We start from the raw sequence: 21,378 nt of genomic DNA, 5'->3' as shown, positions 1-21,378 counted from the left end.
TTATTCGAGAGCCATCGCAGGATGGCTCTTTTTACAAGTTAGCTCATTAAAATTTCACTTTATATGTAATCAAGACGATTTGACAAGCTTGTCCTCTAATGAGCGTCTAATCATTTCTTGTTTTATAAGTAAAATGAAGTCGGGATTTAATTTTAGTTCTTTTGCTTTATAATAAGACTCAGTGAGTAACTCAGTAGATAACTGTTCCATATATTTTGTTTTCAAGGTGAGTCACCTCCTAATAATTTAAGGATTGATTCGTTGTTGCATTTAATGTACCAAAAAAATATGACAGTCACAAACGAGTGGTTATCCACATACCTAGGTGGATAAAATGTGTATAGATTGTTAGTAAATTCCAAATTGACTGATAAATTAATGTGGAAAATGTGTACAATTTTATCCACAGGTCATATATCGAAATATGTTGTCGAAAAATTTTTATGAAAACTCCTCAAAGAGGTGAAAGAAATTGAAGCTATTTTTACCAAATGAATATGTGAAAAATGTATATCATGTTCAACCAGAAGATTTGAAAAAACGTGGAATTAAAGGTGTCATTACTGATTTAGATAACACGTTAATCGAATGGGATCGTCCAAATGCAACGCCACAACTTGAAGAATGGTTTTTGAAAATGAAAGAGCAAGGCATTCAAGTAACGGTCGTTTCAAATAATAATGAGCAACGTGTGAAAGACTTTGCTGATCCATTAGGTATTCCATTTATTCATAGTGCGCGTAAACCATTTGTTCGCGCGTTTAAGCGTGCGATACAAGAGATGCACCTGCAGCCAGATGAAGTTGTAGTAATTGGAGATCAGTTATTAACGGATGTTTTAGGTGGAAACCGAGTGGGACTTCATACGATTTTAGTTGTACCGGTAGCACAAACGGACGGATTAGTAACGCGCTTTAATCGAAAAATTGAACGAAGAATTATGAGAAATATGAAGAAAAAAGGTTTAATTAACTGGGAGGAATAAAGTTTGACTGAAACAATTAAATGTATTGGTTGCGGTGTAGAAATTCAAACAGAAGATAAAAATGAAGTAGGATATGCTCCTGCCTCATCTTTAGAGAAAGAACAAGTAATTTGTCAACGCTGTTTTCGCTTGAAGCATTACAACGAAATTCAAGATGTATCATTAACAGATGATGACTTCCTACGTATTCTAAACGGAATTGGAAAATCAGATGCATTAGTAGTTAAGATTGTAGATATTTTTGATTTTAATGGTAGCTGGTTACCTGGTTTACATCGTTTCGTGGGAAATAATAAAGTATTACTTGTTGGAAATAAAGCTGATTTAATTCCTAAGTCAGTAAAACATGATAAAGTAAAGCATTGGATGCGCTATAGTGCAAAGCAGCTAGGATTAAAGCCAGAAGATGTCTTTTTAATTAGTGCAGCAAGGGGACAAGGGATTGCTGAGCTGGCAGATGCTATTGAGTATTACCGCGGCGGAAAAGATGTTTACGTTGTTGGATGTACGAATGTAGGAAAATCAACATTTATTAATCGTATGATTAAAGAATTTAGTGATGAGACTGAAAATGTAATTACAACATCTCATTTCCCAGGAACAACACTTGATTTAATTGATATTCCGTTAGATGAAGAATCTTCTTTATATGATACGCCAGGTATTATTAACCACCATCAAATGGCTCATTATGTTGGAAAAGAAAGCTTAAAGCTTATTACACCAACAAAAGAAATTAAGCCAATGGTGTTCCAATTAAATGAAGAACAAACATTATTCTTCAGTGGATTGGCACGTTTTGATTATGTAAGTGGTGGTCGTCGTGCATTTACTTGTCACTTCTCGAATCGTTTAACAATCCATCGTACAAAGCTTGAGAAAGCAGATGAATTGTTTAAAAATCATGCTGGGGATTTACTAAGCCCGCCAACACCAGAAGAATTAGAAAATATGCCAGAGTTAGTGAAATATGAATTTAATATTCGTGAACCAAAAACGGATGTTGTATTCTCTGGATTAGGATGGGTTACGGTAAACGAACCGGGAGCAAAAATTGTTGCACACGTACCAAAAGGAGTAAGTGTTTCGCTACGTAAATCTTTAATTTAATATGGAGAGGGATTTATGAAACAATTATATGGTGTAATCGGAAATCCAATTGGACATTCATTATCACCCGTTATGCATAACGATGCATTTGAACACTTGAATATGGATGCCCATTATCATGCATTTCTTGTTAAAGAGGAAGTGCTAGGGGAAGCAGTAAGAGGTTTAAAAGCATTAGGTATTTCAGGATTTAATGTAACAACTCCGCACAAAGTTGCTATTATGGATTATTTGGATGAGATTGACCCACTAGCAAAACAAATTGGTGCAGTAAATACAGTGGTTCATAATGATGGGAAATTAATTGGCTACAATACAGATGGAATTGGTTTTGTCCGAGCGCTGCAGTCAATTAGTAGTGAACCACTTCAGGAGAAACGTATTTTATTGCTTGGCGCAGGTGGTGCTAGTCGAGCTATTTATTTTTCTCTTGCTGATGTAGGTGTGAAAGAGATTGATGTAGCTAATCGTACAGTAAATAAGGCGAAAGAACTTATTGCTGCATGTACGGCTACTGTTAATTCTGTTGCTTTATCGCTAGAAAAAGCAACGGAAGAACAAGGAAATTATGATATTATCATTCAGACGACAACGATAGGTATGCATCCACGCGTTGAACATACGCCATTACAAATTTCTTCGTTAAAAAAAGGGACGATTGTATCAGATATAATTTATAATCCATTTGAAACGAAAATTTTATGTGAGGCAAAAGAGCAAGGTGCAATGATTCAAAATGGTATTGATATGTTTGTTTATCAAGGTGCGCTTGCATTTGAAATGTGGACAGGGCGTGTACCAAATATCGATAGAATGAAACAATTAGTTATAAGAAAGCTTGGAGGCTAACATATATGTTAACAGGAAAACAAAAAAGATTTTTACGTGCACAAGCACATCATTTAACACCAATTTTTCAAGTAGGAAAAGGTGGAGTAAATGAAAATATGATTAAACAAATCGCAGATACTTTAGAAGTTCGTGAACTATTTAAAGTAAGTGTGCTACAAAACTGTGAATTCGATCGTCGTGAAGTTGCAGAAGAACTTGCAAAAGGCGCACGTGCTGAAATCGTTCAAGTGATTGGAAGTACAATCGTTTTATACAAAGAATCTAGAGAAAATAAACAAATTAAACTTCCGCGATCAAAAGAATAGCATATGCTATTTTTTATCGTTAGTGCGTAATGATGTAGAGAGCGAAACCAATTGAACTTTTATTAACGGTAACTCTCTTCGGATAGGAATGAAGAGAGTTACTGTAGGTAAAAGGAAGGGGCGTTTCTTTTGAGAAAAATTGGCATCATTGGCGGTACATTTGATCCGCCGCATTATGGGCATTTGCTAATTGCAAATGAAGTATATCACGCTTTAAATTTAGAAGAAGTATGGTTCTTACCGAACCAAATTCCGCCGCATAAACAAGGGCGGAATATTACAAGTGTAGAAAATCGCTTACAAATGTTAGAGCTTGCGACTGAGGCAGAGGAACATTTTTCTATTTGTTTAGAAGAGCTAAGCAGGAAGGGCCCATCTTATACGTATGACACTATGTTACAATTGACGAAGAAGTATCCGGATGTGCAGTTTCACTTTATTATTGGTGGAGATATGGTTGAGTATTTACCGAAGTGGTATAACATTGAAGCGTTACTTGATCTTGTGACGTTTGTTGGGGTTGCAAGACCTGGTTATACATTGCGTACACCTTATCCTATCACCACTGTGGAAATTCCGGAGTTTGCAGTTTCTTCATCTTTATTGCGTGAGAGATATAAAGAGAAGAGAACGTGTAAATATTTACTTCCTGAAAAAGTACAGGTGTATATCGAGAGGAATGGGTTGTATGAATCGTGAGAAAGCACTTCATATTGTCAAACAACAAATGCATGAAAAACGTTATATACACACAATAGGTGTAATGGAGACAGCAATTGAACTTGCTAAGTTATACGGTGTGGATGAAAAAAAGGCTGAAGTTGCAGCTATATTCCATGATTATGCGAAGTGTAGAGCGATTTCTGAGATGGAAGAGATTATTAAAAGTGAAGGTTTGCCGAAAGATTTACTTTGTTATAACAAAGAGTTATGGCATGCACCTGTTGGGGCATACTTAGTAGAAAAAGAAGTAGGCATTACGGATCCTGAAATCCTGCAAGCTATTACATATCATACAAGTGGTCATGAGAAAATGACGATGTTAGATAAAGTAATTTATGTAGCTGATTACATTGAGCCTGGGCGAAAGTTTCCAGGGGTGGAGGAAGCTCGCAAACTAGCATATACGGATATAAATCAAGCTTTATTATTTGCGTTAAAGCGAACAATTCAATTTTTAATGGAAAAAAATCAAACGATTTATCCATTAACATTCCAAACATACAACGCAGTTATCAAGGAGGAAATTAGTAAATGAAAGATAAAGATTTATTAGTATTAGCAGCAAAAGCGGCTGATGATAAAAGAGCAGAAGATATGGTTGTCCTAAATATGCAAGGTATTTCACCAATTGCAGATTATTTCATTATTTGTCACGGTAACTCAGATAAGCAAGTGCAAGCAATTGCGCGTGAAATTAAATCAAAAGCACATGAGTTTGAAATCGACGTACAACGTATGGAAGGTTTTGACGAAGCACGCTGGGTACTAGTTGACCTTGGAGATGTAGTTGCTCATGTATTCCATAAAGATGAGCGTAATCACTATAATTTAGAGCGTCTTTGGGGCGATGTGCCACGTGAGGATATTACAGACGAGCTAGACCAATGAAATACGAACAATTTGCATTGTTGTACGACGAACTAATGAATGATGTTCCTTATGATAAATGGGTGGAATTCACAGAAGAAAGTTTACAGCAAGCGGATATGAAAGAGGCGAAGATTCTTGATGTAGCATGCGGTACTGGTAATGTAACACTTCCGCTTGTACAAAAGGGTTACGATTTAATCGGTGTCGATCTTTCAGAAGAGATGTTAACGGTCGCTCAGCAAAAACTAGGCGGAGAAGGATACTTTATTCCTTTTTACCAACAAGACATGCGAGAGCTTGATGTTCCAGGTGAGTTTGACTGTGTAACGATTTTTTGTGATTCATTAAATTATGTATTGCAAGAAGATGGAGTGCAAGAAACATTTCGAAGAGTGTTTCACCATTTACGTCAAGATGGTTTGTTTTTATTTGATGTACATTCTTTATATAAAATACATCATGTATTTCAAAATGAAACATACACAGTGAATGGAGAAGAAATATCTCTTATTTGGAATTGCTTCCCTGGTGAAGAATCAAATAGTGTAGAACATGATTTAACATTCTTTGTTCAAGACCCAGAAGAAGATGTGTACCATCGTTTTGACGAATGTCACGTGCAACGTGCATATCAGGTTGAAGAGTTAACGAAATGGCTTGAAGAAGCTGGTTTTACAGTGCTTCGTGTGACTGGTGACTTTGAGCGACTTGAAGTTACAGAACAAACAGAGCGTATTTTCTTCATGGCGAAGAAAAACGCATAAAACAAAAGCAACCGATAAGGTTGCTTTTGTTTTATAAAGAAGTTGTAATTTTAGTTCTAGCATAATAGGAAGATGATATACGTGAAGTGTGAAAATGCTAGTTTAAGTGTAAATGTAATGTAAAAAAGTAAGTATTTATAAAAAGGATTTGGAATGACGATGGCGTATTTATTATGTGTGTTTATTGAATTGTTGATCGACGCATTTTAAATCTTCATCAAATTTCTCGTGTGTTCGCTCAATTAATTTATGAAACATATCCCCAACATGTTCTTCTAAAACACGAATGCCTTCTCCTGTAACGCCGCCTTTAACACATACTTTTTCTTGTAAAGTAGGCAATGTGAAAATCTCTTTTTCAAGTAGTTTCCCCATTCCAATGACCATTTCACTTACTAAAGTAGTGGCTTCTTCATGTGTAATATTTGTTTTATCTACAGCAGCGTTAATGAAACATTGTAATAAATAACTAAAAAATGCAGGGCCGCAGCTTGCTATATCAGATGAAACGCGCGTTATATCTTCTTCTATCATAAGAGGAGTAGAAATGTTTTTGAATAGGCGAAATAGCTTTTGTTGCCACTCTTCAGAGCATTTACTTCCAAATGTAAATAGTGATGCGCCAGACAGGGCGCGGTTTGTAATGCTCGGAATGATACGTGCAATGTGGCAAGGTACAAGCGTCTCTAATTGTGACGGAGATATTGGACTTGTGATAGAAACTAAGCACTTTTCATCAGAAAAATGTTCAGCGTATTTTTGTAGGATCGGGTATATATCTATCGGCTTTACGCAAATAAAAATAAGATGTGATCGTTCGATTACCTCATCGATAGTTTTGGCTATATGAACAGAAGGGTATTTTTCCTTTATATGATATGCTTTGGCGGGCGTTCGATTAATGATTGTAAGGCACGAAGGTTTGACAGCACGGGTTTCTAAAAATGCGTCGATTAGTATATTCCCCATGTTCCCTGTCCCTATAATTCCTATGTTCAATGTTTCATCCCTCCTTCGTAACAGCTTTCTCCTAAACAATATGAATGATGTTATAAATTTATGATTAGAGGTGTAAAATGATGTGGGATTTTCCAAAGAAATGGTTAGGGTTAGTAGCTATTATTGGAACTGTACTTTTTCTTCTTTTTTGGAAAACGAACCAGCATACAGAGCGATCAGTCGTTGCAACGGATGTGCAAGCGAAAGAGATAGAGAAAAAAAGTAAACCGAAAATATCGGATATAAAGCAGCAGAAAAAAATAATTATAATTGATATGAAAGGGGCTGTTGTTAAAGAAGGGGTGTATGAAATGAAAGAAGGGGACCGGGTCAAGGATGCCATTGAAAAGGCAGGTGGTTTTTTGCCTGAGGCAGATAGGAAGAATGTAAATTTAGCACAAATGGTACAAGACCAAATGATCCTTTATGTGCCGAATAAAAATGAACAAGTACAAGAAGTAGCTGCTATTTCAAAGGGGGAGGGGAAAGTTCAAATAAATGCGGCTTCTAAAGAACAACTTGAAAAAATTACAGGCATTGGTTCTCGGAAAGCAGAAAGTATTTTGAAATATCGAGAAGAACATGGTCCTTTTCAGAAAATAGAAGATTTGTTAGAGATTGATGGGATCGGTGTGAAGTCATTGGAAAAAATAAAAGATCAAATTATTATTCCGTAAAAGATTGACGAAGTTTTTCTTCATTCGCTACACTACAAGTAGACAAAAAAGTAGGTGAAAAATATGGAACGAATTTCATGGGATCAATATTTTATGACGCAAAGCCATCTGCTATCTTTACGTAGTACATGTACAAGGCTTGCAGTAGGAGCGACAATCGTTCGTGATAAACGAATTATTGCTGGTGGATACAATGGTTCAATTAAAGGTGGCGTACATTGTATAGATGATGGATGCTACGTTATCGATAATCATTGTGTTCGTACAATTCACGCAGAAATGAATGCTTTATTACAGTGTGCAAAATTCGGTGTGAAAACGGAGGAAGCGGAAATTTATGTTACACATTTCCCTTGTTTACAATGCTGTAAGGCGATTATTCAAAGTGGTATTACAGCAGTTTATTATGCGCAGGATTATAAAAATCATCCATATGCTGTAGAGTTATTTGAAAAAGCGAATGTAACAGTGAAACACGTTCCGCTAGAATATAATATTGCAGCATTAGAGGATCAAAAGCGTCATATGGAGTTAAAAGAACTATTTGCATCTTTAGAAAAAGAAAACTTATCAATGGAAGAATTACAGCATGTATTCACGAAAGCAAAAATGATGCTATAAGGAGTGAGTATAGTTGTATGGACAATGGGGCTATGTTGCAATCTCATTTATCATAGGGATTGCAATTGCCTTTTCCACTTCAGTTGTATTGCTGACTTGTTGTCTCGTTTTGTATGTTTTCTATTGTTTATATCGTACTTCGCGTAAAACCTTCTTTTTTTGTATGTTAGCGTGTTTTAGTGGTGCTATGTACACTACTTATATTCAAGAGCAAAACAAGCCTCTAGGAGAACCTTACGAAGTTACAAGGGGGGTAATACAAAATACACCTCTTATTAACGGGGATCGCCTAACATTTCAAGTTGAAGATCAGAATAAAAATATAGTGCAGTTAAGTTACAAAATTAAATCGGCCTTGGAAAAGAAACAACTGCGACAATTACATGCAGGAGTATCATGTGTATTCGAAGGTGAGAGGAAAGAACCACCAATAGCTCGGAATTTTCATGGTTTTAATTATCGTGATTATTTGTATAAGCAAAATATTCATTTCATATTGGAGGCTACATATATTTCTGAATGCCAAAAAACTTCGTTGTCACTCGTGCAATGGATTCTTCTTTTGAGACAGCAAGCAATCTCGGGCGTTACAGAAATGTTTCCGGAGCAATCAGGTGTATTTATGAATGCATTAGTATTTGGTGATAGACAACAAATGACATTTGAAGTTGAAGAGCAATATCAGCAATTTGGTCTTGTACATTTGTTGGCGATTTCAGGATCGCATATCGTATTGTTAATGGTGATTGTGTATTTTATTTTACTAAGAAGTGGTGTGACGAGGGAGGTAGTGACAATATGTCTGATCTTTTGCATTCCTCTATATATGATTTTAGCAGGAGCGTCACCGTCTGTTATAAGAGCTTCTATAACAGGAGTTTTGATGTTGATTGCTTTCATATGTTCTATTCGTTTATCCAGCTTAGATGCTTTAAGTGTTACAGCTATATGCATGCTTATATTTGATCCGTATCTTGTTTTTAATATTGGCTTTCAGTTTTCGTTCGTTGGTAGTTTCGCTTTGCTTTTGTCAGCCCCGCTTTTACTAGATAGTAGTAATGGAGTAATTCGAAATTCCATTTATATTTCTCTTATTTCACAACTCGTTAGTACTCCGATTTTGTTATATCACTTCGGTTATTTTTCTCCATATAGTATTTTTCTTAATATCCTATACGTTCCGTTTTTATCTCTCATTGTATTGCCGTGTAGTATTATCGTTTTGGTATGTATACCGATCGTCCCGTTTCTTGCAAAAGGACTTGCGAATGTACTATCAATAGGTTTGAATTTTTCTAATGATTTTCTAAGTTATTGTGAAAGTTTACCATTTATCCGCCTTGTTTTCGGGCAAACGCCTATACTTCTTGTAGCTCTATATTGCGCGAGTATTGTTAGTATATTGATGATTTGGGAAAGGCGGGTGTCGAAGGAAATTATGTTCATAGCTTCAGGTATATTTCTTTTTGTTTGTACATGTCATTATTTATATCCGTATTTTCGAGAAAGTGGGAGTGTTACATTTCTTGATGTTGGACAGGGAGACGCAATATTAATTCGCCTCCCGTACGATAAAGAGATTTACCTCATTGATACTGGTGGCACAATGCGTGTAAATAAGGAAGAATGGCAGCGGAAAAAGCATGAATTTTCTGTTGGAAATGATATTTTAATCCCTTATTTACAAAAGGAAGGTATTAAAACCATCGATAAATTAATCGTAACGCATGGAGATGCGGATCATATAGGTGCTGCGCAAGAGTTATTATCGAATATAATTGTAAAAGAAGTTGTATTTGGCCGAAAGGAACAAGATGCGGTATTAGAAAAAGTATTAAAGAAACAGGCATTAGAAAAGGAAGTGAAAATAAGTGAAGTGGGGGAAGGAGAGAATTGGAGTGTAAATGAAGCGGAATTTTTTGTGTTAGCTCCAACAGGAAAAGCAAGAAGTGAAAATAACGCTTCAATTGTAATATGGGCAAAATTAGGAGGGTTAACGTGGCTGTTTACAGGTGATTTAGAAGAAGAAGGAGAGAAGTTTTTAATAGCTACGTATCCAGATTTACGGGCGGATGTTTTAAAGGTTGCTCATCATGGGAGTAATACGTCATCTATAGCGCCTTTTTTGAGCGCTGTACAGCCTGATGTAGCGATTATTTCTGTCGGTGAGCGTAATAGGTATGGGCATCCTCATAAGGAAGTTATAGAGCGTTTTGAGAAGATGGGAATTGAAATATGGCGTACGGATAAGCAAGGCGCTATTTCCTATGTTTTTAAAGAGGAACACGGAACCTTTCGTAGTAAAATCACATATGATGAAACACATAATAGATAAAAAAGAAGACTGCCAGTAGGCAGCAGTCTTTAAGAACCGATAAATTTAATAACAGTTGCAATGATGAAAAGTGTTGCGAAAAAACCAAATGAGACGATAAATCCTACCCCTGAATCAATAGCGTCATTGCGTTTACTTTGAACGTTTTGTTCAAAATCATTCATTTAGAATCCCTCCCCAACATTCCACTTTAGTATAAAATATTGTCAGAAAAAAATCTACAATTTCCAGTGTGAAGAGAAATCGAGCGTTTTTACTACTTTTAGATCATTAAGGAACGTGAGTTTTTTGTTTCCAAGCATGTTAACAGTTGGCACTTATACTCGAATTTTTATTGTGAATAATAAAGGGAAGGTGATTACCGCACACCAATAAGAAACCCGGGGCTTATTGCGTGGCGTTTAATATAAATAAAGGAACGGGTTATAAAGCCTGTTCCTTTGTACTTGTAAAACGAAAGCTAGGGCATTAGTATAAATATATATTGCCAAGTTAGGGAGTAGGAAAAAGTATGAGTGATATACATAAAAAGATTAAAAAGAAGCAGTTTGCTCCAGTGTATTTACTGTATGGAACGGAAGCGTTTTTTATAAATGAAACGATAAAGCTTATTACAACAGAAGCGCTTGAAGAGGAAGATCGCGAGTTTAATGTTGTGACATATGATTTAGAAGAAGCGTATTTAGAAGATGTTGTTGAGGATGCACGTACACTTCCTTTTTTTGGGGAACGTAAAGTGATAGTAATAAAATCACCACTATTTTTAACTTCACAAAAAGAAAAATTAGAGCAAAATATAAAAATTTTAGAAGAATATATTGGAGAGCCTTCTCCATTTTCTATTCTTGTTTTTGTTGCGCCTTACGAAAAACTTGATGAACGAAAAAAAATTACAAAACTATTAAAGAAAACAGCGGACGTAGTAGAAGCGAATGCGATGCAAGTGCAGGATGTTCAGAAGTGGATTGTTGCTCGTGCAGATGAAGTGCATGTGCATATAGATAATGCAGCTGTTAGTTTGTTGTTAGAGCTTGTGGGAAGTAATGTAACGATGTTGGCGAAGGAAATGGACAAGTTAACGTTATACGTCGGTATGGGCGGAGAGATTACACCGAAACTTGTTGCAGAGCTTGTGCCAAAATCGGTTGAACAAAATGTGTTTGCTTTGACAGAAAGAGTGGTAAAAAAAGATATCGCGGGTGCGATGCAAATTTTGGATGGATTATTTACGCAGCAAGAGGAACCGATTAAACTGCTTGCGTTATTAGTAAGTCAATTCCGCTTGCTCTATCAAGTGAAAGAGTTACAGCAGCGTGGTTATGGACAAAATCAAATTGCGTCTCATATTGGTGTGCATCCATATCGTGTAAAGTTAGCGATGAATCAAACGAAGTTTTTCTCTTTTGAAGAATTAAAAAAAGTGATTATAGAATTAGCGGAAGCTGATTATAGTATGAAGACTGGAAAAATGGATAAGAAACTTGTGCTTGAGTTTTTCTTAATGCGGTTAAATCATATGTGATGAAACAAAAAGTTCACGTGCTAAGCACGTGAACTTTTTGTATATAAAAAAACGATCCAAATGGATCGTTTTTTAAACGCCTTACGCGTTTACTTGTTTCGCTAAGCGAGATTTTTGACGAGCTGCAGCGTTTTGGTGGATAAGACCTTTACGAGCTGCTTTGTCAAGTTTTTTAGAAGCAGTTTTGAAAGCTTCTTTAGCATTTTCAAGATCGTTATTAGTAACTAAAGCTTCTACAGTTTTAACAGCAGAACGCATGTCAGACTTGATAGAAGCGTTATGTGAACGACGCTCTTCGCTAAGTTTAGCGCGTTTGATAGCAGATTTGATGTTTGCCATACTTTTCACCTCCCTGGTGCAATCGAATGACTCGATTCTTAACATAGAACAAGTGATATTCTATCAAACGGTGAAGAGAATTGCAATAGTATATCAATGAAATTTCACGTAAAGGAAAGAATGACCTTATATAACTTTGGGAAATCTAACGATATTTACTATGAATTACGGAGGAGATACGATGAAAGAACCATTAGATTTAAGTAAATATAGTGTTAGAACTGACCTTGCTGTAGAGGCACATCAAATGCTGCAAGAGAGTCAAGAAGAGCAAAAAGGGATACAAGGAGTTATTGTAAAAGAGAGGGAAGAAGAAGGTATTACGATTACAAAAGTAACGATTGATGAAGTTGCCTCTGAATCGATGGGTAAAAAACCTGGGAGTTATTTAACGCTTGAAGTACAAGGTATACGTCAACAAGATACGGAACTGCAACAAAAAGTAGAGCGCATTTTTGCAAAGGAATTTTCTTATTTCTTAGAAGAGGTTGGCGTTACGAAAGAAGCGAGTTGTTTAATTGTTGGTCTTGGGAATTGGAATGTAACGCCAGATGCGCTTGGACCGATCGTTGTAGAAAATGTATTGGTAACGAGACATTTGTTTCAATTGCAGCCTGAAAGTGTAGAAGAAGGGTTTAGGCCTGTTAGTGCCATTCGGCCGGGGGTAATGGGAATTACAGGAATCGAAACGAGCGATGTCATTTATGGAATCATTGAGAAGACGAAGCCGGACTTTGTCATTGCAATTGATGCATTAGCTGCCCGCTCTATTGAACGAGTAAATAGTACGATACAAATTTCTGATACGGGAATTCATCCCGGATCAGGTGTTGGGAATAAGCGTAAGGAACTCAGTAAAGAAACATTGGGTATTCCTGTTATCGCGATTGGTGTTCCGACTGTGGTTGATGCCGTTTCGATTACAAGTGATACAATTGATTTTATTTTGAAACATTTTGGACGGGAGATGAAAGAAGGAAACAAACCTTCCCGTTCTCTGTTACCAGCTGGTTTTACATTTGGAGAAAAGAAAAAATTAACAGAAGAAGATATGCCGGATGATAAGAGTCGGAATATGTTTTTAGGTGCTGTAGGTACATTGGAAGATGAAGAGAAGAGAAAATTAATTTATGAAGTGTTATCTCCTCTTGGCCATAATTTAATGGTGACTCCGAAAGAAGTGGATGCTTTCATAGAGGATATGGCAAATGTAATAGCGAGTGGTTTAAATGCAGCCTTGCATCATCAAATTGACCAAGATAATACAGGAGCGTATACACATTGATGGGAAGAGACGATAATCGTTTAAGCCATTTTTCGCTATTATGTATATGTAGTGCGGCCTTATGTTTACTTATGATAATAGCAGGGGTGGCACTTGCTAATCATGGTTTAAAAAGTATGAAAGGTTATCAGCAAATGTCGTATGAACAAATAGCTCATATGACAGGGACAGAGGGTGCGGGTGCTGAATCAGCAATTTTGGGAAGTTCGTTTTCCGTTACTGAAAAACAAAAACAATTAGAAAGCTTAAAAAGCTTTAATGTTGTAGAAGGAATTGGTATGGCAATAGCAAGTGCTACTTATGAAGTAACAAAGTTTGGAACGGATATAGTTGTTGGGAAAGTGAAAGAGATTTTTAGTTAAGGGTAGCAGGAGGAACGGTTGTCTTACCATTTTGTACGACAGCCGTTTTTTAATTTGAAAAAGGTTTGTCTCTTATGGTTTGTTCGCATAAGATATAGATAGAATGATTTGTATTGTAAGCAGCACGAGTTTTCATTGAATCTTTGCTGCTCTATTGATATAATCAGTGCTAGTGTATATTGGCGAGACTATTAGGAGTTGAGAACATAGATGAACAAAGAAGAAAGAGCAAAAAGACAGTCTAAAATCCGTAATTTCTCTATCATTGCTCATATTGACCACGGAAAATCAACGTTAGCAGACCGTATTTTAGAGAAAACAAACGCGTTAACACAACGTGAAATGAAAGCTCAATTGCTTGACTCTATGGATTTAGAGCGTGAGCGTGGTATTACAATTAAATTAAATGCAGTACAATTAACGTATAAAGCAAAAGACGGTGAAGAGTATATTCTTCACCTAATTGATACACCAGGACACGTCGACTTTACGTACGAAGTATCTCGTAGTTTAGCGGCTTGTGAAGGTGCAATTCTTGTAGTGGATGCAGCGCAAGGTATTGAGGCGCAAACATTAGCGAATGTATATTTAGCGCTTGATAATAATTTAGAAATATTACCAGTTATTAATAAAATCGACTTACCAAGTGCAGACCCAGAACGTGTACGTCAAGAGGTAGAAGATGTAATTGGTTTAGATGCATCAGAAGCTGTACTTGCTTCAGCGAAAGCTGGTATTGGTATTGAAGATATTTTAGAACAAATCGTTGAAAAAGTACCAGCACCAACAGGTGATTCTGAAGAACCGTTACAATGTATGATTTTCGATTCTTTATATGATCCGTACCGCGGTGTAATTGCATATATCCGTGTTGTAAATGGAACGGTAAAAGTTGGCGATAAAGTACGTATGATGGCAACTGGAAAAGAATTTGAAGTAACAGAAGTAGGTGTGTTTACACCGAAAACAACGCAACGTGACGAGTTAACAGTAGGTGATGTAGGGTTCTTAGCGGCATCTATTAAAAACGTAGGTGATACACGCGTAGGTGATACAATTACACATGCAAAACGTCCGGCTACAGAGGCGTTAGCGGGTTATCGTAAATTAAACCCAATGGTATTCTGTGGTTTATATCCAATCGATTCTGCACGTTACAACGACTTACGTGATGCGTTAGAAAAATTAGAGTTAAACGATTCTGCTCTTGAGTTTGAACCAGAAACATCTCAAGCGCTAGGATTTGGTTTCCGTTGTGGTTTCTTAGGACTTCTTCACATGGAAATCATTCAAGAACGTATTGAACGTGAATTTAAAATTGATTTAATTACAACAGCGCCAAGCGTTATTTATAAAGTTTATTTAACAAGCGGTGAAGATGTTATTGTTGATAACCCATCTAATATGCCGGATCCACAGTCTATCGATCGTGTAGAAGAGCCGTTTGTGAAGGCGTCAATTATGGTTCCGAATGACTATGTGGGAGCTGTAATGGAAATTTGCCAAGGTAAACGTGGAACGTTTATTGATATGCAATATTTAGATGAAACACGTGTTACACTAACATACGAAATTCCTTTATCAGAGATCGTATATGACTTCTTCGATCAGTTGAAATCAAATACGAAAGGATATGCATCGTTTGACTACGAGTTAATCGGTTATAAACCGTCGAAACTTGTGAAGATGGATATTCTTTTAAATAATGAACAAGTCGATGCTCTATCATTTATCGTACACCGTGATTCAGCGTATGACCGTGGTAAAGTAATCGTAGAGAAGTTAAAAGAATTAATTCCAAGACAACAGTTCGAAGTACCAATTCAGGCGACTATCGGAAACAAGGTTGTAGCACGTTCTACAATTAAGGCGATGCGTAAAAACGTACTTGCGAAATGTTACGGTGGTGACATTTCTCGTAAGCGTAAACTTCTTGATAAGCAAAAAGAAGGTAAAAAACGTATGAAGTCTGTTGGTTCTGTAGAAGTACCGCAAGAAGCATTCATGGCTGTACTGAAAATGGATGATAACTAATAATTAATTGTTATTTCGTACGAATTGAGATAAAAAGAGAAGTCGTTTATACGGCTTCTTTTTTATGTATAATTACTTTTTAGACAACGTAGCTTCTCTCATTTACAATAGTGAGGTGGCTATATTTATGAATGATTGATATAGAGTTAGGAGACTATTAATGTCCGAAAATATTCGAAAAGATATTCACGAGAAAATAAAAAATGGCAATTTTAATTGTGAAAAGGAATTGACGCTTTCTATTATTAGCGGGAAGTGGAAAGTTGTGATACTGTGGCATCTTGGTGTGGAAGGGCCTCATCGTTTTAGTGAATTGCAACGATTATTCCCAAGCATTTCTCATAAAGTTTTGTCGAACCAATTAAAAGAGTTAGTGGAAGATGGGATTGTTGACCGAACAGTATACCCAGAAGTTCCTCCGCGAGTAGAGTATTATATGACGGAATTAGGCATGTCGCTTTTACCGATCGTTGAAATGATGTATGATTGGGGAAAAATGCGAATGGAACAAATTCGTAATACGTTAGAGAAGTGAAGATTCCTCCGGAGTGCGGAGGTTTTCTTTTTAGAAAGGTAGGAGTTATATTTGGTGCAAGCTGCATATATTCATATTCCATTTTGTCAGCATATTTGTCACTATTGTGATTTTAATAAAGTGTTTATTGAACGCCAACCGGTCGATCAATATTTAGAGTATTTAGAGAAAGAAATAATAAATACAGTTCAAAAAGTACCGTTTGATAGTATGAAAACGATTTTTGTTGGTGGAGGAACTCCGACAGCGTTAAATATGGAACAGACAAAAAAGTTACTAGATATTATAAACCGTCGCTTACGTCCGTTTGCTCCAAATTGTGAATTAACATTTGAAGCGAATCCAGGTGATTTACCGAAAGAGAAGTTAAATGTATTGCTAGAAGGTGGAGTGAACCGAATTAGTTTTGGCGTGCAAACATTTCGGGATGATTTGCTTGAGAAAATTGGGCGTAAGCATACGAGGGAAGATGCATTTGTAGCAATTAGAGAAGCGCAGGAAGTGGGCTTTGAAAATATAAATGTAGATATTATTTATGCTCTGCCAGGGCAGACGATAGAAGATGTAAAAGAAACATTAGACATTGCTTTTACGCTTGGTGTACAACATTTCTCGGCATATTCATTAATTGTGGAACCGAAAACTGTGTTTTATAACTTAATGAATAAAGGGAAATTAAGACTCCCAGGTGAAGATCATGAAGCGAAAATGTATGAAATGGTAATGGATGAAATGGAGAAACACGGCTATACCCAGTATGAAATTAGCAATTTCTCAAAAGGTGATAATGAAAGTAGACACAATCTCACATACTGGAATAATGAGGAGTATTATGGATTTGGAGCTGGAGCGCATAGTTATGTAAATGGAGAACGTATCCAAAATGTAGGGCCGCTCAAGCAATATTTCAATAAAATCGATGAAACTGGATTTCCGTATTTAGATGTTCACGCGGTGACGGAGAAAGAAAGAATGGAAGAAGAGTTGTTCTTAGGCCTTCGAAAAACAAAAGGTGTATCTAAAGTAGCGTTTCAAATGAAATTTAATATGGAGATGGATCAAGTTTTCGCGAAGCAGTTGCAAAAAAATCAAGAACAAGGATTGCTTGAAGAGAAAGATGGATATGTTCGTTTAACGCGAAAAGGAAAATTATTAGGGAATGAAGTATTCCAATCGTTTTTGATTGACTAATTAAATGTTCCATAAACGTGAAAAAGTTTCATTATTTCGTGACGTTTCCGTTGACAATTGAATGTCAATTTTGGTAAGTTATTAATAGATTTAGCACTCGAAGACAAAGAGTGCTAACAGAGGTGATGATGAGATGCTTACGGAACGTCAGCTCTTAATTTTACAAACAATTATTGATGACTTTATTGGATCAGCGCAACCTGTTGGGTCGAGGACGTTGGCTAAGAAAGATGAAATTACGTTTAGTTCAGCTACTATTCGAAATGAAATGGCTGATTTAGAGGAACTAGGGTTTATTGAGAAAACGCATAGTTCTTCAGGACGTGTTCCTTCTGAAAAAGGATATCGTTTTTATGTAGACCATCTTTTAGCGCCGCAAAACTTACCGAACGATGAAATTGTACAAATTAAAGATTTATTTGCTGAAAGAATTTTTGAAGCGGAAAAGATTGCACAGCAATCGGCTCAAATTTTATCAGAGCTTACGAATTATACGGCCATTGTTCTTGGACCGAAGTTAAGCACAAATAAACTTAAAAACGTACAAATTGTACCGCTTGATCGTCAGACTGCAGTCGCTATTATTGTAACGGATACAGGGCATGTACAAAGCAAAACGATTACCGTTCCGGAATCTGTTGATTTATCAGATTTAGAAAAAATGGTTAATATTTTAAATGAAAAGCTATCGGGTGTACCAATGGTAGAACTGCATAACAAAATCTTTAAAGAGATTGTTACAGTTTTACGTGGATATGTTCATAATTACGATAGTGCAATAAAAATGTTAGATGGTACATTTCAAGTTCCTTTATCGGAAAAGATATACTTTGGAGGTAAAGCAAATATGCTTTCGCAACCAGAGTTCCATGACATTCACAAAGTAAGATCCTTGTTGACGATGATTGATAATGAAGCTGAGTTTTATGACATTTTGCGTCATAAACAAGTAGGTATTCAAGTGAACATTGGTAGGGAAAACTCTGCGACAGCCATGGAAGATTGTAGTTTAATTTCTGCAACATATTCGATTGGAGAAGAACAGCTTGGAACAATTGCTATTTTAGGTCCGACAAGAATGCAATACTCTCGGGTAATTAGTTTGTTACAGTTATTTACGAGACAATTTACTGATGGGCTTAAAAAGTAAATGAGAGTAATACATTCGCTCAAGTAATGAAATTTTCATTGCTGTGTGTAATATATAATGCTTAGGTAATTGTGTTCAGCATAATACCTAATACCTTTTAAGGAGGTGAATATTGTGGAAGAGCGTAACGAACAAGTGGTAGAAGAAGTAAAAGAAGCGCAAGTTGAAGAAGCTGTCACGACAGAAAACAGTGAAAAAACTGTAGAAGAAAAAAGTGAGGCTGCTCTTTTACAAGAAAAAGTAGATGAGTTACAAGCGAAGCTAACGGAAACGGAAGGTCGCACATTACGTCTACAAGCTGATTTTGAAAATTATAAGCGTCGTGTCCAAATGGATAAACAGGCTGCTGAAAAATATAGAGCACAAAGTCTAGTTTCAGATATTGTGCCAGCTCTTGATAATTTTGAAAGAGCGATGCAAGTGGAAGCGACTGATGAACAAACGAAATCCTTGTTACAAGGTATGGAAATGGTGCATCGTCAATTGCTAGAAGCGTTGACTAAAGAAGGTGTTGAAGCGATTGAAGCTGTTGGTAAACAGTTTGATCCTAATGAACACCAAGCTATTATGCAAGTGGAAGATAGTGAATTTGAATCAAACGCGGTAGTTGAAGAATTCCAAAAAGGTTATAAACTAAAAGACCGTGTGATTCGCCCATCAATGGTAAAAGTAAATCAATAATTTACATAAAAGTAGGAGGATTCGCCATGAGTAAAATTATCGGTATTGACTTAGGTACAACAAACTCTTGTGTAGCTGTTATGGAAGGTGGAGAACCAAAGGTTATCCCAAATCCAGAAGGAAACCGTACAACACCTTCTGTTGTAGCTTTCAAAAATGAAGAGCGTCAAGTTGGGGAAGTTGCAAAGCGTCAAGCAATTACAAACCCAAATACAATCATGTCTGTTAAACGTCATATGGGTACAGACTACAAAGTAGAAGTTGAAGGTAAAGATTATACACCTCAAGAAATTTCTGCAATCATTTTACAAAACTTAAAAGCTTCTGCTGAAGCATACTTAGGTGAAACGGTAACGAAAGCTGTTATTACAGTACCTGCATACTTCAACGATGCAGAACGTCAAGCAACAAAAGATGCTGGTCGTATCGCTGGTTTAGAAGTTGAGCGTATCATTAACGAACCAACAGCAGCAGCGCTTGCTTACGGCTTAGAAAAACAAGATGAAGAGCAAAAAATCTTAGTATATGACTTAGGTGGCGGTACATTTGACGTATCTATCCTTGAGTTAGCAGACGGAACATTCGAAGTTATTTCAACTGCTGGTGACAACCGTCTTGGTGGAGATGACTTTGACCAAGTTATTATTGACCACTTAGTAGCTGAGTTCAAAAAAGAAAATAACATTGATTTAAGCCAAGATAAAATGGCACTTCAACGTTTGAAAGATGCAGCTGAAAAAGCGAAAAAAGATCTTTCTGGCGTAACACAAACACAAATTTCATTACCATTCATTAGTGCTGGAGCTGCTGGTCCATTACACTTAGAATTAACGTTAACAAGAGCGAAATTCGAAGAGATTTCAGCAGGTCTTGTTGAAAGAACGTTAGAGCCAACTCGTCGTGCATTAAAAGACGCTGGTTTTGCTCCAAGCGAATTAGATAAAGTTATCCTTGTTGGTGGATCTACTCGTATTCCAGCTGTACAAGAAGCTATTAAACGTGAAACTGGTAAAGAACCATATAAAGGTGTAAACCCTGATGAAGTTGTAGCATTAGGTGCTGCAGTTCAAGGTGGCGTACTTACTGGTGATGTAGAAGGCGTACTATTATTAGACGTAACTCCACTTTCTTTAGGTATTGAAACTATGGGTGGTGTGTTCACGAAATTAATCGAGCGTAACACTACAATTCCAACAAGTAAGTCACAAGTATTCTCAACAGCTGCTGATAACCAACCGGCAGTAGACATTCACGTATTACAAGGTGAGCGTCCAATGTCAGCTGACAACAAAACATTAGGTCGTTTCCAATTAACAGACCTTCCACCAGCACCACGTGGTATTCCACAAATCGAAGTAACATTCGATATTGATGCGAACGGTATCGTTAACGTACGTGCAAAAGACTTAGGAACAAGCAAAGAGCAAACTATTACAATCCAATCTTCTTCAGGTCTTTCTGATGAAGAAGTAGATCGTATGGTACAAGAAGCAGAAGCAAATGCTGACGCTGACCAAAAACGTAAGGAAGAAGTTGAACTTCGTAACGAAGCTGATCAGCTTGTATTCCAAACGGATAAAGTTGTAAAAGATTTAGAAGGTAAAGTGGATGCGGCTGAAGTTGCAAAAGCAACAGAAGCGAAAGAAGCATTACAAGCTGCGATCGAGAAGAACGAGCTTGAGGAAATCCGTGCGAAAAAAGATGCTTTACAAGAAATCGTACAACAATTAACTGTTAAATTATATGAGCAAGCTCAAGCAGCTGCAGGGCAAGCAGAAGGTGCACAAGGAGCACAAGATGCTGGCGCGAAGAAAGACAATGTAGTAGACGCTGAGTTTGAAGAAGTAAAAGAAGATAAGTAATATAAATAAGTAAGATGACAAAAAGTCAAAGTCAAGCGTGCCTTGACTTTGACTTTTTTCACGAATGAAAAGAAAAGTGTGAGGTTCTTAAGTTTTTTACTTTGCATACTGTAAGTGAGGAAACTTTGTTGCAAAGCACTTTCTTTCGGTGTTAAAATTACGTTTATGTGAAAGAT

General features: G+C 36.6%; 24 protein-coding genes. 20 read left to right on the top strand and 4 right to left on the bottom strand.

Annotated features, from left to right (window positions below):
* Positions 1 to 69: 69 nt before the first annotated feature.
* Positions 70 to 225 carry a sporulation histidine kinase inhibitor Sda gene (locus tag MKX31_RS19665; protein WP_000853283.1) on the bottom strand — a complete coding sequence of 52 codons (156 nt, stop codon included), beginning with the start codon at positions 223 to 225 and terminating at the stop codon, positions 70 to 72.
* A 247-nt stretch (positions 226 to 472) separates the two neighbouring features.
* Between MKX31_RS19665 and MKX31_RS19660 the strand changes: the two genes are divergently transcribed.
* The 8 genes from MKX31_RS19660 (at position 473) to MKX31_RS19625 (ending at position 5,609) form a co-directional block, all read left to right on the top strand.
* Entirely contained in the window at positions 473 to 985 is a 513-nt protein-coding gene (locus tag MKX31_RS19660; RefSeq protein ID WP_000765308.1) for a YqeG family HAD IIIA-type phosphatase, read from the top strand.
* A gap of 3 nt (positions 986 to 988) precedes the next feature.
* Positions 989 to 2,095 carry a ribosome biogenesis GTPase YqeH gene (gene yqeH / locus MKX31_RS19655; RefSeq protein WP_088048091.1) on the top strand — a complete coding sequence of 369 codons (1,107 nt, stop codon included), beginning with the start codon at positions 989 to 991 and terminating at the stop codon, positions 2,093 to 2,095.
* 15 nt (positions 2,096 to 2,110) lie between these two features.
* The gene (aroE, locus tag MKX31_RS19650; protein WP_064474756.1) at positions 2,111 to 2,944 is read left to right on the top strand and encodes a shikimate dehydrogenase; all 834 of its coding nucleotides are present in this window, start codon (positions 2,111 to 2,113) and stop codon (positions 2,942 to 2,944) included.
* Positions 2,945 to 2,949: 5 nt separating this feature from the next.
* Entirely contained in the window at positions 2,950 to 3,252 is a 303-nt protein-coding gene (gene yhbY, locus MKX31_RS19645) for a ribosome assembly RNA-binding protein YhbY (RefSeq protein WP_000955225.1), read from the top strand.
* A 129-nt stretch (positions 3,253 to 3,381) separates the two neighbouring features.
* The gene (gene nadD / locus MKX31_RS19640; protein ID WP_001226041.1) at positions 3,382 to 3,951 is read left to right on the top strand and encodes a nicotinate-nucleotide adenylyltransferase; all 570 of its coding nucleotides are present in this window, start codon (positions 3,382 to 3,384) and stop codon (positions 3,949 to 3,951) included.
* Positions 3,941 to 4,510 (top strand): bis(5'-nucleosyl)-tetraphosphatase (symmetrical) YqeK, encoded by a 570-nt coding sequence (gene yqeK / locus MKX31_RS19635; protein WP_064474757.1) that lies wholly within the window; start codon positions 3,941 to 3,943, stop codon positions 4,508 to 4,510. Before nadD ends, yqeK begins: the two co-directional genes overlap by 11 nt.
* Complete coding sequence (rsfS, locus tag MKX31_RS19630) at positions 4,507 to 4,863, top strand: ribosome silencing factor (RefSeq protein WP_000653202.1); 357 nt, start codon at positions 4,507 to 4,509, stop codon at positions 4,861 to 4,863. The genes yqeK and rsfS overlap by 4 nt, the downstream gene beginning before the upstream one ends.
* Entirely contained in the window at positions 4,860 to 5,609 is a 750-nt protein-coding gene (locus MKX31_RS19625) for a class I SAM-dependent methyltransferase (RefSeq protein ID WP_000873068.1), read from the top strand. Before rsfS ends, MKX31_RS19625 begins: the two co-directional genes overlap by 4 nt.
* A 171-nt stretch (positions 5,610 to 5,780) precedes the next feature.
* Here MKX31_RS19625 and comER read toward each other — a convergent pair whose 3' ends face one another.
* On the bottom strand, positions 5,781 to 6,608 hold the full coding sequence (comER, locus tag MKX31_RS19620) for a late competence protein ComER (RefSeq protein ID WP_064474758.1): 828 nt from the start codon (positions 6,606 to 6,608) through the stop codon (positions 5,781 to 5,783).
* A gap of 77 nt (positions 6,609 to 6,685) precedes the next feature.
* Here comER and MKX31_RS19615 point away from each other — a divergent pair, with 77 nt between their 5' ends.
* The 3 genes from MKX31_RS19615 (at position 6,686) to MKX31_RS19605 (ending at position 10,241) form a co-directional block, all read left to right on the top strand.
* Positions 6,686 to 7,285: a helix-hairpin-helix domain-containing protein gene (locus MKX31_RS19615; protein ID WP_088048093.1), complete on the top strand. Its 600-nt coding sequence runs from the start codon at positions 6,686 to 6,688 to the stop codon at positions 7,283 to 7,285.
* 63 nt (positions 7,286 to 7,348) lie between these two features.
* The gene (locus tag MKX31_RS19610; protein ID WP_000439786.1) at positions 7,349 to 7,906 is read left to right on the top strand and encodes a ComE operon protein 2; all 558 of its coding nucleotides are present in this window, start codon (positions 7,349 to 7,351) and stop codon (positions 7,904 to 7,906) included.
* 13 nt (positions 7,907 to 7,919) lie between these two features.
* A complete protein-coding gene (locus MKX31_RS19605) occupies positions 7,920 to 10,241 on the top strand; it encodes a DNA internalization-related competence protein ComEC/Rec2 (RefSeq protein WP_340981452.1) in 2,322 nt (773 codons plus the stop codon).
* Between the two features lie 29 nt (positions 10,242 to 10,270).
* Here the strand turns inward: MKX31_RS19605 and MKX31_RS19600 are convergent, their stop codons facing one another.
* Complete coding sequence (locus MKX31_RS19600) at positions 10,271 to 10,405, bottom strand: YqzM family protein (RefSeq protein WP_000997609.1); 135 nt, start codon at positions 10,403 to 10,405, stop codon at positions 10,271 to 10,273.
* Between the two features lie 347 nt (positions 10,406 to 10,752).
* Here MKX31_RS19600 and holA point away from each other — a divergent pair, with 347 nt between their 5' ends.
* Positions 10,753 to 11,763 carry a DNA polymerase III subunit delta gene (gene holA, locus MKX31_RS19595; RefSeq protein WP_064474762.1) on the top strand — a complete coding sequence of 337 codons (1,011 nt, stop codon included), beginning with the start codon at positions 10,753 to 10,755 and terminating at the stop codon, positions 11,761 to 11,763.
* 81 nt (positions 11,764 to 11,844) lie between these two features.
* Here holA and rpsT read toward each other — a convergent pair whose 3' ends face one another.
* Positions 11,845 to 12,102 (bottom strand): 30S ribosomal protein S20, encoded by a 258-nt coding sequence (gene rpsT, locus MKX31_RS19590; RefSeq protein WP_001274014.1) that lies wholly within the window; start codon positions 12,100 to 12,102, stop codon positions 11,845 to 11,847.
* 181 nt (positions 12,103 to 12,283) lie between these two features.
* Here rpsT and gpr point away from each other — a divergent pair, with 181 nt between their 5' ends.
* The 8 genes from gpr to dnaK all read left to right on the top strand — a co-directional run bounded on the left by gpr (position 12,284) and on the right by dnaK (position 21,202).
* Entirely contained in the window at positions 12,284 to 13,387 is a 1,104-nt protein-coding gene (gpr, locus tag MKX31_RS19585; protein ID WP_064474763.1) for a GPR endopeptidase, read from the top strand.
* Positions 13,384 to 13,749, top strand: coding sequence for a YqxA family protein (locus MKX31_RS19580; protein WP_081257180.1), 366 nt, complete (start codon positions 13,384 to 13,386; stop codon positions 13,747 to 13,749). Before gpr ends, MKX31_RS19580 begins: the two co-directional genes overlap by 4 nt.
* Before the next feature lie 210 nt (positions 13,750 to 13,959).
* Positions 13,960 to 15,783: an elongation factor 4 gene (gene lepA, locus MKX31_RS19575; RefSeq protein ID WP_064474765.1), complete on the top strand. Its 1,824-nt coding sequence runs from the start codon at positions 13,960 to 13,962 to the stop codon at positions 15,781 to 15,783.
* A 160-nt stretch (positions 15,784 to 15,943) separates the two neighbouring features.
* The gene (locus tag MKX31_RS19570) at positions 15,944 to 16,318 is read left to right on the top strand and encodes a winged helix-turn-helix transcriptional regulator (protein WP_340981447.1); all 375 of its coding nucleotides are present in this window, start codon (positions 15,944 to 15,946) and stop codon (positions 16,316 to 16,318) included.
* 51 nt (positions 16,319 to 16,369) lie between these two features.
* A complete protein-coding gene (hemW, locus tag MKX31_RS19565; protein ID WP_222654809.1) occupies positions 16,370 to 17,509 on the top strand; it encodes a radical SAM family heme chaperone HemW in 1,140 nt (379 codons plus the stop codon).
* Positions 17,510 to 17,642: 133 nt separating this feature from the next.
* A complete protein-coding gene (hrcA, locus tag MKX31_RS19560) occupies positions 17,643 to 18,659 on the top strand; it encodes a heat-inducible transcriptional repressor HrcA (RefSeq protein ID WP_064474768.1) in 1,017 nt (338 codons plus the stop codon).
* A gap of 114 nt (positions 18,660 to 18,773) precedes the next feature.
* Positions 18,774 to 19,340 (top strand): nucleotide exchange factor GrpE, encoded by a 567-nt coding sequence (gene grpE / locus MKX31_RS19555; protein WP_088048097.1) that lies wholly within the window; start codon positions 18,774 to 18,776, stop codon positions 19,338 to 19,340.
* Between the two features lie 26 nt (positions 19,341 to 19,366).
* Complete coding sequence (gene dnaK / locus MKX31_RS19550) at positions 19,367 to 21,202, top strand: chaperone protein DnaK (protein ID WP_000034697.1); 1,836 nt, start codon at positions 19,367 to 19,369, stop codon at positions 21,200 to 21,202.
* Positions 21,203 to 21,378: the final 176 nt, after the last annotated feature.

Origin of the sequence: Bacillus sp. FSL M8-0063 (genome assembly GCF_038005545.1) — a bacterium.
Taxonomy (GTDB): domain Bacteria; phylum Bacillota; class Bacilli; order Bacillales; family Bacillaceae_G; genus Bacillus_A; species Bacillus_A wiedmannii.
The sequence above is the reverse complement of the archived record's forward strand: the minus strand, read 5'-3'. Positions and strand labels throughout refer to the sequence as shown.